Genomic DNA, 12,909 nt, shown 5'->3' on the forward strand with positions numbered 1-12,909 from the left:
CTTATTGTTTTTTAGTTAGACATATTCCAGTTCAAATACACCTTCGACAATCAACTGTCTGTAGTAGTCCTGGGTATAATTTTCAGGTTTGCCGATTCCGTAGGCGTCAATAATCTCTTTTTTAATTTCATCGTCTAAGTCATTATAGTCGATTTCCTCGATACGAAAAAGGTCGAAATCCGCTTTTGTCTGGAGTCCCTTCTTCGCTCTTTGGATAATCGTGGCAGCGTTCGGATGTTGTGTGTCCGGAATCATGCATTTGGGTTCCAGGTAAATGAAGCGGTCCTTACCCAGATGGACACAAATCTGGCAGTTGCTTGCATCCGTGATTTCGGCTTCACCGTGTGTCAGAATCTTGTTCAGGTTGGTCATTGATATGTGATTGCTTTTCACCCCACGATAAATCTTACAAAATGCATCTTCAATCACGTCTCTGATTTCGTCATGTTTGCATTGGTTAATCTCCAGTTCCTTTGTCCAGAAGTCAAAAGAAAAGCTAGCCAACACGTCACCGCCATCGGCTGTGTTGCAAACCGTCACGTCCATAAAATCGACAGTGCCGCTCTGTACATGAACCAGATGGCCATAGTACACGAATGACTGGTTGTTGGATTCCTCTTTTCTGGTAATTTTATTGATAAGTCGGGTCAGCCAGTTATATTTATTCTTTTCCATTGTCTTTATTATTTTCAGTAGTGGTGAACTCTTTTATATAATCACGGATTGTTTGAATATCTCTAATTTCTATCTGTCCGGTGCAGACCTGTCCTTTTCGGTTAAGGTATTGGATGAATGCCCTTCCGTTTGCCGGATTCGGGAAAGAAAGAATGGCAAACTTCTTGCCGTTGGCCAGTAACCAGAATATTCTGGGAGAAACCCCCTTCCTGGCAGAAACATTAGCACCCGTTTCACTGGAAAGCATCTTGCAAAGAGGTGTGATTACCAACTTCTGAATCAACGAAGATTCGTTGACCTTTTCCGGCATCGGATTCAGACCCATCATGAATGTACGGGTGGCATTACGGGAACGTGATATTCTTTGGGCAAGTATTCCAAGGTTTTGCTTTATATTCATATCTATATAATCTATTGATTTTCTTAACTATACAAAGATAACTATATCTACTGAGGATCAGAAATTATCCGGTCTTAATATAATTCTAAACCTTCAAACCATACTATTCCATTATAGCGGCCACTATAAGAATGGTAATGATACCCAAAAAGAAGGGTATTACTAACAATTCAACCTGAAAAAATCAAATTTGAAAAATTGTTGACAATGATACAGTTGGTCATGACCTTCCACTTTTAACATTTAGCTTGAATGGGAATGTAATGAATTCGGAAATCACAAGTTTGCATAGATGGATATATATGCGGTATAAACATACAGATAAGGGAAAAGGGAACGTGGGTGCGTTCCCGGAAGTGGTGGAGGAGATTCTGTTTCTTGCTTGAGAGGAAGAAAGCGCTTAAATAGAATCAGAAGAGAGCAAAAAGAAATTAAATAAAGAAAAAGGGGAGAAGAGTAATCTATTAAAAAGGGTTCCAATCCATAAATCCAAATTTCAAGGGGGAAATCTAATTTGTGAACCGCAAAAATGGCAAAAGACAGCGTCCGGAATTTGCATCCAATCCCGTACACTGTCCTCTGTCCTATTCATTCAGCCTTTCCTGAACAGTTGGGATGTCCGGAAGATGGCCCTTACATTATTGGGAGGGAGAATCAGGTTGTTAAGCGGTAATCCTATAGTCTTGGCGAAAACTACACCTCTGACGGAACCGTATGCCAGTGAGGCGAACTGTGCAAGCAAATCAGCCGGGGCAATAAGGCCTTCGTGACTTTTCATCGCTTCTGCCGAGTCGGGCTCTATACCAAAATAAGATGCTAAATCCGCTTTCAGCAGGATACCGTTTTCTTTTGACAGAGTAACGGACACTGTGCAGCACATCACATTCTCCTCAAAATCATAAGAGAACCGGAATTTGTTTGCGACTTCAATGTCTTGTCCATCGTCCATATAGTTCTCAACAAATGTGGCAAACTGGATGAGATCCATGTTGATGAACTGGTATAATATCTCTTTGTGCATATCAGGAGAACATTGTATGTGCGACAATGGATGAATAGGGGACGGAACGTCTTCTTGCTGTGGTAGCGGCAGTGGCACCCTCGGCATATCGGTTCGTGGTGAATGGGCGGCAGACAGTCCTGCTCTCGTATTCCACAACCGGATGATTGTCTTCCATAGTAACTTCAATCAGACTATGACCAATGGCATTCTCTATCTTGCTGATTGTCTTCAATCCGAGGTTTTCCTTACCGCTGAGAATTTTGGTCACCTGGGCGGGTGTCACTCCCATCCGTTCGGCCAGTTCACTTTGGAGGATGCCTTCAGTCCGGAGAATACGGCGTAACTTCAATGCCAGTCTTTCGGAGACGGCAAGCCATTCACGGTTTTCCTTGCGGAATTCGATGTCCTTCTTTTCCTCGTCTGTCATCGGGCGGGACATCTGCTTGAGTTTCTCTACATTGAATTTCATATCTTCCATTTTTATATGTCTGCACTGTCTTCAATGCCGTTCGCTTTCAGATAGTTCAGTACGTTGTCTATTTTGTTGAACACCTTGTCTTTCAGTACCGGGGAATTCTGTATGGTATCTCCCAGCTTGATTCCTCCATATACTATCAGATAACAGTTTGGTCCCAGTTTTATCGCATACAAGCGGAGCAACGACGGGCGGTTTGTGCCATACGACTTCATGGGTTCCAAAGTCCACAGACATTTGTATTTGCCATCCAGGAAGTGGAAATATTCATCAAAACTAGGCTTTTCGCCCACTTTCATGTTGGAAACAAGTTCTTCAATATATTCTTCCAGCTCTTCCGCTTCATCAAGGATCTTTTGGGCGGATGCTTCAGGTTCATTGGGGTCTAATCCTGCATCTTTTCAGAAAGGGGTGTCTATATGGACTGCATTATCCGTGAAAAACTTCTCCAGATAATCGAGGTCGTGCCATTCCTTGAACACACGGACATATTCATTCAGGTCTTCTTCATCAAACTGTATGCTGTACAGCCAATTCTCATATATTTCAACAATCTCCAAGATTATTCTACTTTTAAGTTGATTGAATTTATGCAAAAGTAAATATTTTATCGGAATATACCAAATAAAGCCCGGAGCAATTTACCTGTGGGTAAAACATTGAAAAATGTTCCGACGGGAATGAATCTGTTACTGTAACTATTACAGCTTTATTCAAAGCTGTTTTATAACTAGGGCTATAGATGCAGTTCTGGTTTTATGGTATCGGATGATGAATGTCGGGAATATTCAAGGGATACACCTTATCGGTAGAATAATAGTACCATTTATTTTTTGTATTGTACTTCGCAAAATTGCCTCTTGAAATAAATTAGTCCGAAAAATGGAGAAATGCGAGCGAAAAAAAAGATACAAATCTATTTCCAGAAAAAAAAAATAATTATTTTGTTTCCTTTTCCTTTCGTTTCTTTCTTCTGATTTTAAAATAAACAGAACGCCTAGTAAACCGAAAGGAAGAACAATAACTAAATTTACTAGAAGTGCTATGGATACACATGTACCAACATGCATAAATGCTGTTGAAAAACTATCAAAGAATGAAAAAAGTATAGCTAAGAATGTTCCTATAATAGTTATTGCTATGCCTATGCAAATCAGATGTAATATATCTAAAATTAAATCTTTAATGCAGTATATATAATCTTCCTTGTCCATATCTAAGTTCTTAAGATACTAATTATTAATAAATTTTTAATGTTCAAATATAGTAATTTCGGTTAGTTGGTGTATTTATTAATTTTTAAAAATAACATAATTTATATATTAACGCAATTACTCTGTCAGTCTGCATATGATAATTAATAAAGGTTCTTACACCCAAAGGGACAGATTCAAAATATGAGGACAACACAAAGAGTCATATTTCTCTTAAGTCGAAAGTGAATATGACTCTTTATATTTGCAGTCATATTTTATAGAAATTTTATCATTTCTTTCCCTCATTTGGCTACGATATGAGCAACCATATTTCCGTCAAATGCTAACCTGTGAGTTTGATCAGAACAGATGCCATAGTCCTCACCGATTTCGTCGTTCCATCCATTTTCTTCGATGGCCTTGTTCGCTTCCAATTCCCAATCTTCATGAGAATTGATAAAATCTCTAAGTTTCTCTAATGTATTCATGATTTTAAACTATTTGTGTTTGCCGGGAACCCGCCTGGCACGGTTTTGGTTATTCACGCCATTGGCATAAGCAAGAAACTCATTTCAGTTTCCTGTTCTTGTTTTTCGGGAATAAGGATGAATGGTTTCGTAGGGTCGTTGAATCTTATCACAACGGTGTCGTCATTGATCGTTTTCAATATATTCAAAAGATTATTACCGTTGAGATATACTGTTGTTTCCGGACCGTCGTAATTAACGGGCATGTTTTCAGTTGAAGAACACTGGAAATCCATATTCTCGCCACACATGATCAGCTCGTTTTTGCGGATCGTAATTGCCATTCTACTATACACGTTGCTAAATATCAGACACCGTTTAAGTACCGAAATCATCCCCTGTCTGTCCACGGTCATCTCACATGATGTGGATGGCGGCCAAATGCCTCTATAATTGGGATATTTCCCATCAATCAATCTGGCAGTAATGGTGTATCCATTCGAATCAAATTGCACATTTCTGCTGTCGAATTTTATTGTACAGATGTCATCAGATCCTTTTTTGGACAAGTTGGCTATGATACCTGCTGTTTTGGAACTGATAATAAATCCATTATCTGCTAATTCCTCATTTAGCTGGTGGCTAAACTGACTCAACACATGACCGTCTGTAGACACCATATCCAATCCGGTGTTGTTATGAACATTGAAATGGATTCCTCCCAGTACAGGACGAAGTTCCGCAGCTTTCATATCAACGAACTGGGTAAGCAGTGAACAAGCATGGGTGATTACAGATGCGGATAATATGATTTCCTCTGTTTCTTCACTCAAGTTGGGTAGTGACGGATAATCACGCATTTCCGGATGCAGAGGAATAGAGAACTTGCCTTGTGGATAATATATCACGAATTCTGAATCCAACAGATCCAAAGTAAGCTGGCAATCCAGGAGTTCTTTCAACCCATTCAGAAGCTGCCATGATGAAAGGTAGAATATGTAGCAATTATCCTGAGGCTCATCTAAAGGGAGCGTTGTCTGGATGAATATCTCGGAATCCGATCCGGTTACTTCCAACTCGTCCTTTGACAATTTCAACATAAAATATCCCAATGCCGGAGACACGTTCCGGTTTGAGACCACTCTACCCACGGACTGTAGTCCGTCATAGAACCTTTTTGCGTTTATCTTTATTTTCATGCCTTAAATATTATCTAATGCAAAGATAATCAATTGTTTCCCGTTCTCACAAGTAATTAGCAAATATACAGATCCGGTCCATGGAATCTACATCTTCATTTAAGCGTGCCCCATATACGATAATCGCAATTAGCAGACCAGGGTGGGGCTGCGTATGCAATCAGTGGAGGGTAGGATAGGGCCGGGGACATGGCAGCCCCGGCATATCGTTTAGTCGCAAAATGTGTATTTCGCAATATAGCGTGGATATGCAAGAATATGCTTATTAGTCCCAATACCGAAATGACACTCTTCAAGCACCTCTATCAGTTCCAAAAGCCCCATGTGGCTCAATATTTTCTGTATTTTCTCTTTACTGACCTGTACACAGTTTGGTTCCACGAAGAATGTGTGATTGTGAGAGTCCTTTATCTTTGCCATATATTCAACTGACTCTGTCTCTTCCGGATTGTCGGGTAGTGCCACTATATTAATTAGAGTAGCATCCGTTGTCGCCTGTTCCCCTGTCACGTTACAGGGAACGGAAAGATTGAAATCCAGAGTCGAACCGATCCACTTGTCGGGAGTATAGATTTCACCGGATTCATCTAACATGCTGATGACGGCATCCCGTACCTTATCTTTCAGCTCGGATGGCATATCAATTAGTGTCAACATATTACGGCTGGTCAGTTGACCTTCTGCATAGTCACGGCTACAGAATTGGATGCCTTTCTCTAAGGAAAAGTCAATGTAGTTTTCCCAGTACCGGTTTTCTTTGCGATTGCCGGTCGTGGAAATGTTGAATTCTGTACTGTACGTGAATGAAGTATTACTATTTTTCATAATGTTTTGGTTAAGAGTGATTTATATTTACTTGCAAAGGTAACTATTAAAAATCGAGTAACCAACCAATTATCCGAATTTTGAATGCCAAAATAGAAATATAAGTTGGGGCTATGCTGCTTCCTGCTCTTTCTCCTGTTCGACCTGCCATCCCCATTTGTACTCTTTCAGGTCGATTTTCTCGTTGCCTCTGGTATATTTGGCAATTAGTTCGATAAAATGAAACAAATGGCGGTTGTATGGCGCATAATTCCAGTGTCCGAAGTGGCTTTCATCAAGAATATCCACTAGTTCTTTAAGCGTCATCCGGTTCAGAAGGGCTGATATTGTGTCTTTGTCTACCTGCACGCAGTTAGGTGACACATAATATTTCAGACCGTCTGAGCCTACAATGAATGCTTTATAAATCTCTCTGTTGTATCTGTCATGCTTGGATGCGATATTGATAAGGGTGGCATCGCCTCTGAATTTACGGCTCCGTACAATCTTGCATGGCAGACCTAAGTTGTAGCATGTAGATGATCCGATCCACATGGATGCTTCGAACACCTTTCCGATTTGCATCAGGATTGTGATAACAGATGCACGGATATGATCAACCATATCAGCCGGAATATCTTTGAACGGTCGGATGTCAGCACGATTAACCGGAACACCATAGGTGTAGTCATGGCTGTCATACACAACTCCTTTCTCGGTAGAGTAGTCGATGTAGTCATCCCAGTCATGATCATGGTCGCCGTGACCTACAGTTGAAAGATTATATACCATGTCGTTCGGAAGAGAAGTAGCTGCTGCCATATCTAAAAGGATTAAGGGTTAAATACTTGATTTCGATACACAAAAATACCCATTATCAACGAGATAGAAAAGATACTTAATCAGTATATATCCGGCAGGGTGGGTCCCGACTTTGCCAATGAAGCGGATAAGACTAGCTGTTGGTATAAAGGAGGAAGCCGTGTATCGGTTTCCGTGGGAAAAGATAATAAAAAAACGCCACGTCAGGCGGTTCCCTCAATCTTAGTCGCAATCAATATATGCATGAAACGGTACCATTTATAATAGTGCAGTATGGCGACCGTAATCACCAAGTGCACTTCAATCTATGGTTATGCAAACTTATATAAGAATTGGAATTTATAAGCGTATCTAATAAAAAATAAACTCACGTCATTTTATATATAGAGGAAATATACTCATTTCCCTTATAACTGTCAAAAGATGATTTGATTATTTTTCTTGTATTTCAAATAAATACGGAAAGCTCATATTTTTTGATGTGTTTTTCATTATATTCCTTGCTATTTTAAAAATATAAAATTACAATAATCTAATAATACAGGTAACTAATTGTCCAAACATATAATTACCTAAAACTATAAAATATCAAAACTCTGAATTCATGGAACTGATTATTCATTTAGAGTAAAAAAGGATAGATGATCCGGAACCCCAATCGATTCATCTATCCTCTTAGAAAATGCATATGTGAGAGAGGGTTGTTATTGTACCTTACTATGCTTCTATTTGTTCTATGATTGGAGTTTGTTGTATTCATCCATGTTTCTTTGGTTGCTCTCGACAAGCAACCTTGCCTGTTCATCCCGTTCTTCCAGTAGCAATGACAATAGCTCCATTCCTCTATCAGAACTGTTGGCATAGTCTTGTTGTCTGGACGGTTCATGCAAGAGTGAACCATAGCACAACTGTTCCTTTGGGTCAATCATGATTATTATGACCTCTTTTGAACTTTTCTCATATAATATGGATGTAATCATGGAATCAACCAGTATCGTTTCCCCTGTGTTTGCCTTTCCATAGATTATCTTTACAGGTCGTTTGTGGAGCTCAAACAGGCAGACGCTGTCATCATCACCCTTCCCCAGAACAATTGGCAAATCATAGTGTGATAGCTGAAACTCTTCAGGGGAAAGAAGTGATCTCAGAGAGATAAACTTTCTTTTTTATGTCTTTGAGAGTGTCCAAAGAGAAATTTGGCTCAAGTCCTGCGTACTCCGTTTCCGATACTTGTCCGTCATGATTAGGGGAGTCTTTCCCTAAGCTTTCATCACTTGTGTCTACTATATCACCGCTTAAACCCGTTATGAATCTCTTGAATAAATCATTTATAATCTTTATCATATGCCGTTTACTTGTTGTGTTACTTTAATTCAATTGGTTTTCAGACTCAGCCCACGTGCAATAGCAGTTCTTCCGGCTTGATGTCTGCTTCTACTATTGGTTTGGGATTATTGCCGAGGTGTTGGTGTCCGATATGATATTTCCCGCATTTGGGACAGACGTAGATTCCCCAATTGACTTTATCCCATGGTTGGTCCTTTTTTACTTTTTTGACGGCCATAACCGCTTCGTTGTATGAGTCATAACCAACCTTCTTTTTGAACACTATTTTTCCGGTAACCGGATCATACTTTTTTTTCCAGTGGCTTGAGTGTTCCCTTTTCTGGTATTTGATATCGTCTATTTGGCCGATATTGAACAGTTGGAATGAAGTGGCGCGGGACATCAGATGACGGTCCATGTTCCCGTTCTGCCGGAAGTCCTCTCTGTGCTGACGGAAATATGCCTGACACATCCGCTTCTCGACGATCCGGCGTATCTTGCGTGCGCTTTGGCTGTCCTCGATGGTTACGTCCAGATTCCGTAACGGAGTGCCGTTTTTAAACTTTATCCGTTCGTTGAACAGGACTCTTGTCTCTTACTTGAAACGTTTGTGCTGTCCTATGTCGTTTCTCTTCTTCCATTTATCCGCTATCTTGTTCAGCAGTGAGTTGATGGTAGAACGGAAGTGTGCGTTCTTGGAAGGATCATTCCCAAGGGCCAAACTTCTGCAGACGGACAGCCGGCTAGTTAGTTCAGTCTTGCGTGTTCAGTTCTTCCTGATGTATCTGTCTATGATATCCATTTCGGTCTCCAGGTTATACCGGTCCAGTTTTCCGTACTTTGACAAAGAGTGTTCCCAACGTTTCAATACAATAATGACTTCTGATTTCATGATTCCTGATTTTACAGTTCGACAATTCTGTTTTACTCTCTATACCAGATCACCGAAAAAGTAAACAGTAATGGGGATCTTTTTTTGTGTGTTTACCTTTTTGGCAATCCGGTATATAGATCCGAAATCAATTTTAATCAGTAGTTATATGAGTTTGTTTAAAAAGTTATTTACAGAAAAGATGTTCTTCATTGTTGTAGGAACCTGTGTTTGTGTGTTGGTTGTCTTTTTTACTCTGGGTATCATAGAGGGAGTTGTCATTGAATCCAATGGCGAGACAAGGTGGGCAGCCTGGAGAAACCGGTTAGAGGAAGTCAACCAAGTCTTGAATAAAGAGAAAGTTGTGTTGTATACCGATACTGTCCAAGGCGAGATGTTTGGATTCAAGGATTTGATGGTCATCCCTGTTTTGGAGCTGACGAGAGACTCAACGGGTGAGCACCGCAAGATGCTTAACTTCCAAATGTATGATGCTGCCCGTGGCATTCAATGCTTGCTGTTCCAGGAACATAGGCATATCTTTGACTCTAGGATGGTGAAAGTGAAGGATGCCGTTTTATGGATTATGGAATCAGACACGGTTGTCTATCTTTATGACAGCAGAGAGTCACATTACATCGCCTCCAATAAGAATCCAAGATACAGGTTGCTTTATCCTTTTTCTAAAAGTGATCTTCTCAAGGATGACGTCGCTGATCCGGATGAAGTTACACCTAAAGAGCAAAAATCTCCTGTGACTTTGCCTGACGTATATTGTGATGACAATGTGTACCCGTCCTTTTCTGTTGTCAATGGCCATTTGATCATCTCGGCAGAGTATGTCCGTTATCAAGGCAGAATGCATTGGGCTTATGACCTGCAATCCAGAAGAATCATAGCTTTTCCATTGCAGCAAAACACCGGGAACTGAGTTAGTGGATATCTGATGTAAATAATCTTGGGGCTGTGTCAAAACTAAAATGACTACTCCTCAAAGTTACAGATTATAACTATAATATTTAAAAGGGTCGTATCAAACTCTGTATTGAGTAATGATACGGCCCTTTCTTTAGTCTTTCAAGATGCTCAAATTTCAAATTATAAGTTCATATTTTCAAAAAATGAGTTTTGACACACCTTCGTGAAATATGGTATGTCATTGGGAATGCTATTTGAAAGCTGATGCTCTGGCTTTGATAAATAGTCTGCCGTATAGATATCTCATTTTTACTCGCATGTTGTCGATGACCTCCGGATCCGTTATTTGTTCATTTAAGTCGGATGCGTTGAGTACTGCCATCAGCCTGGACAGCTCAATATAGTCCGGATCCGTCTCATAATGATTAATATACTCATAGACGAACTGGATGACGGGATCTGGCATGTATGCTTGTTCCTCCGGCTTCAGTGTCCATTCAGTGTGTGAGACTCTATCAGATACGATAACCGGTGATACAGAGATACAGGTGAACAGCTTGCCGAAGCGCTCTTCACCCAGGTAAACTTTGTCGCCTATACGTAAATCGGATGCCGGTACGGGAATAAGGAAATCTGTATTTATCATAATCTTTCGGTTTTTCAGTTTTTGTATAAAAGTACTAAATACTTTGCAATCATGGCCATAACCTCTTCATAGAAGCCGAATAATTACAAATAAATAACATTCATGAAAACAATTGTATGTTTCTCGAATCTCGTTATTCGTGAATAGGCACCGCCTATCGGCATCAAGCCAAACTACACAGTCCCCTTCAATCAGAAAAGACCTGTCACAGAAAAATGACTAGATGTAACAACAATAACAACAGCAGCAGGAACATGTGTCTGATCTATTTCACGGGTATCGTGAATTGATTGCAAATCAATTGGCTTGCCAAATATCTCTGAATAATGATGATGTGTTATGAAACACTATAAACAGCCAGAGTGTAAACGCAACCCATTTCTCGGTGACGTGAATTGATTGTAAAATCAATTGGCCCAGCCAAATACCCCAAAAATACCTGCCAAATCCACAAACCGATAGCAATACCAACCAACATACAGCCAGCTGGACATGCCCAGATAAACGCAAACCCAACCAAAATCATGCTCAACCTCACAAAAAACGCGCATCCACAATCCCAAGCCGCCCCAATGTCATATTCTCTAACACATCCAACCATCCCAACGGTTCGGCAATCCTTGACTCATGATCCCCCTTCAATTCCATTCCGATGTCCTGATGCAATGTGATTTCCTTATGATATGGCTTCCGGTCCTATTCAAAGGCATATATTTATTCCATTATAAAGAAATGGCTGTATGTTCCGACCCTATACTTTGGGTAAAGTAGGAGGAGATTGTTTTCGACGGTGTCAGTCGGAGGTAGATGATATGTCGGGATACAAGTGAACTACCGTTAAACTAACTATTTAGCGGCTTCGGAGAAACCAATACCTCCTTTCTTTTCCTGCTTCTTCCTGCCATTGCTTTTTAGGACACGAGGTCGGTCATCCACAAGAGGACAGTCCACAGGCTTGACTTTCCCACGCTCCGTGGGTAGGGCTTTCAAGCCAAATTCCTTTATGTTGCAAGCTGCATTGAAGTCCCGGTCGTGGTGTGTACCACATTTGGGGCAAGTCCAACTGCGCTCGCTTAATTTCAATCCTTTATACACATGGCCGCATTTGCCACAGGTCTTTGAGCTTGGGGCAAAGCGGCCTGTCTTAATGAGGTTTACGCCATACCAGCTGCATTTGTATTCAAGCAGCGTGAGGAACATCCCGAAAGACGCATCACCTACGGCTTGTGCCAAGTGATGGTTACGCTGCATTCCTTTCACATTCAAATCCTCCATGCAGATGGTACGCACTTGGCTGTCGTGCGTAAGCGCATGGGTAATTTTGTGAAGGTTGTCCTTACGGCTGTTGGCTATGTATTCCTGCAACCTGGCCACTCTAATGCGAGCCTTGTTTCGGTTTGAAGAACCTTTCTGTTTGCGGCTCAACCGCTTTTGCAACAGTTTCAGGCGGCCAAGGCTTTTCTGCAAGTTCTTCGGGTTGTCAAACGTGCGTCCGTCAGAACATACGGCGAGCGATTTGATACCCAGATCAATCCCCAAAGCCGTATCAACCTGTACGCGGATTGGCGGGAGTACCTGAATGGCCGTATCAACCAATACAGATGCAAAGTATTTGCCTGAAGGTGTCATACTGACGGTAACGGTCTTTACCGTCCCTTTGAAGTTACGATGCAGTACGGCAGGAATATCTTTCGCCTTTGGGATTGTGATTGTTTCTTTCTTAAAATCCACACGGCAATGCTGTGGACAAAGGAAGCTCTGCCTATCCTTACGGGATTTGAAGCGTGGAAAGCCGACCGCCTTGGTATTACGGAAAAAGTTGGTGTAGGCGGTATCGAGATTGCGCAAAGCACTCTGCAAGGATTGTGAGTTTACTTCCGAGAGCCATTCATGCTCCGCTTTCAGCTCACTCTTCATCAGATTGGTCAGATATACGTTGCCGAGCGTTTCCTTCCGCTCCTTGTATGCCGTTATTTTCATATTCAACGCCCAATTATAGACAAAACGACAACAGCCAAAAGTCTTTGCAAACAAAACCTTTTGCTCATCTGTCGGATAGATTCTATACTTGTAGGCTCGTAACATACTGCAAATCTAACGATTTCAA

At 40.9% G+C, this 12,909-nt stretch carries 17 protein-coding genes; 1 reads left to right on the forward strand and 16 read right to left on the reverse strand.

Going from position 1 to position 12,909, the window contains the following annotated elements; genetic code table 11:
* Window positions 1-15 precede the first annotated feature (15 nt).
* The 14 genes from BQ9893_RS22290 to BQ9893_RS22390 form a co-directional block, all read right to left on the reverse strand.
* Window positions 16-675, reverse strand: coding sequence for a hypothetical protein (locus BQ9893_RS22290; protein WP_075967682.1), 660 nt, complete (start codon window positions 673-675; stop codon window positions 16-18).
* Entirely contained in the window at window positions 662-1,075 is a 414-nt protein-coding gene (locus tag BQ9893_RS20055; protein ID WP_075967683.1) for a hypothetical protein, read from the reverse strand. The genes BQ9893_RS22290 and BQ9893_RS20055 overlap by 14 nt, the downstream gene beginning before the upstream one ends.
* A gap of 592 nt (window positions 1,076-1,667) precedes the next feature.
* Window positions 1,668-2,096, reverse strand: coding sequence for a hypothetical protein (locus tag BQ9893_RS20060; RefSeq protein ID WP_075967684.1), 429 nt, complete (start codon window positions 2,094-2,096; stop codon window positions 1,668-1,670).
* Between the two features lies 1 nt (window position 2,097).
* The gene (locus BQ9893_RS20065) at window positions 2,098-2,547 is read right to left on the reverse strand and encodes a helix-turn-helix domain-containing protein (RefSeq protein ID WP_167369896.1); all 450 of its coding nucleotides are present in this window, start codon (window positions 2,545-2,547) and stop codon (window positions 2,098-2,100) included.
* A gap of 11 nt (window positions 2,548-2,558) precedes the next feature.
* Window positions 2,559-2,852 carry a hypothetical protein gene (locus BQ9893_RS20070; RefSeq protein WP_075967686.1) on the reverse strand — a complete coding sequence of 98 codons (294 nt, stop codon included), beginning with the start codon at window positions 2,850-2,852 and terminating at the stop codon, window positions 2,559-2,561.
* Window positions 2,853-2,954: 102 nt separating this feature from the next.
* Window positions 2,955-3,113 carry a hypothetical protein gene (locus BQ9893_RS21795; RefSeq protein WP_167369897.1) on the reverse strand — a complete coding sequence of 53 codons (159 nt, stop codon included), beginning with the start codon at window positions 3,111-3,113 and terminating at the stop codon, window positions 2,955-2,957.
* Window positions 3,114-3,341: 228 nt separating this feature from the next.
* Window positions 3,342-3,767 (reverse strand): hypothetical protein, encoded by a 426-nt coding sequence (locus BQ9893_RS20075; protein ID WP_075967687.1) that lies wholly within the window; start codon window positions 3,765-3,767, stop codon window positions 3,342-3,344.
* A 284-nt stretch (window positions 3,768-4,051) separates the two neighbouring features.
* The gene (locus tag BQ9893_RS20080; RefSeq protein WP_075967688.1) at window positions 4,052-4,237 is read right to left on the reverse strand and encodes a hypothetical protein; all 186 of its coding nucleotides are present in this window, start codon (window positions 4,235-4,237) and stop codon (window positions 4,052-4,054) included.
* A gap of 53 nt (window positions 4,238-4,290) precedes the next feature.
* A complete protein-coding gene (gene dnaN / locus BQ9893_RS20085; protein WP_075967689.1) occupies window positions 4,291-5,415 on the reverse strand; it encodes a DNA polymerase III subunit beta in 1,125 nt (374 codons plus the stop codon).
* A 210-nt stretch (window positions 5,416-5,625) separates the two neighbouring features.
* A complete protein-coding gene (locus tag BQ9893_RS20090) occupies window positions 5,626-6,240 on the reverse strand; it encodes a hypothetical protein (protein WP_075967690.1) in 615 nt (204 codons plus the stop codon).
* A 111-nt stretch (window positions 6,241-6,351) separates the two neighbouring features.
* Window positions 6,352-7,041, reverse strand: a complete 690-nt coding sequence (locus tag BQ9893_RS20095; RefSeq protein ID WP_075967691.1) for a hypothetical protein — start codon at window positions 7,039-7,041, stop codon at window positions 6,352-6,354.
* 734 nt (window positions 7,042-7,775) lie between these two features.
* Window positions 7,776-8,195, reverse strand: a complete 420-nt coding sequence (locus BQ9893_RS20100) for an FtsK/SpoIIIE domain-containing protein (RefSeq protein ID WP_081415508.1) — start codon at window positions 8,193-8,195, stop codon at window positions 7,776-7,778.
* 236 nt (window positions 8,196-8,431) lie between these two features.
* Complete coding sequence (locus BQ9893_RS20110) at window positions 8,432-8,839, reverse strand: hypothetical protein (protein ID WP_122339046.1); 408 nt, start codon at window positions 8,837-8,839, stop codon at window positions 8,432-8,434.
* A 294-nt stretch (window positions 8,840-9,133) separates the two neighbouring features.
* A complete protein-coding gene (locus tag BQ9893_RS22390) occupies window positions 9,134-9,259 on the reverse strand; it encodes a hypothetical protein (protein ID WP_256304916.1) in 126 nt (41 codons plus the stop codon).
* 148 nt (window positions 9,260-9,407) lie between these two features.
* On the opposite strand from BQ9893_RS22390, the gene BQ9893_RS20115 reads away from it, so the two are divergent.
* Window positions 9,408-10,169, forward strand: coding sequence for a hypothetical protein (locus tag BQ9893_RS20115; protein ID WP_139322631.1), 762 nt, complete (start codon window positions 9,408-9,410; stop codon window positions 10,167-10,169).
* A 237-nt stretch (window positions 10,170-10,406) separates the two neighbouring features.
* Here BQ9893_RS20115 and BQ9893_RS20120 read toward each other — a convergent pair whose 3' ends face one another.
* Window positions 10,407-10,802, reverse strand: a complete 396-nt coding sequence (locus BQ9893_RS20120) for a hypothetical protein (RefSeq protein ID WP_075967696.1) — start codon at window positions 10,800-10,802, stop codon at window positions 10,407-10,409.
* A gap of 846 nt (window positions 10,803-11,648) precedes the next feature.
* Window positions 11,649-12,887, reverse strand: coding sequence for an RNA-guided endonuclease TnpB family protein (locus tag BQ9893_RS20125; RefSeq protein WP_081415509.1), 1,239 nt, complete (start codon window positions 12,885-12,887; stop codon window positions 11,649-11,651).
* Window positions 12,888-12,909: the final 22 nt, after the last annotated feature.

Source organism: Parabacteroides massiliensis, from assembly GCF_900155425.1.
GTDB lineage: Bacteria > Bacteroidota > Bacteroidia > Bacteroidales > Tannerellaceae > Parabacteroides > Parabacteroides massiliensis.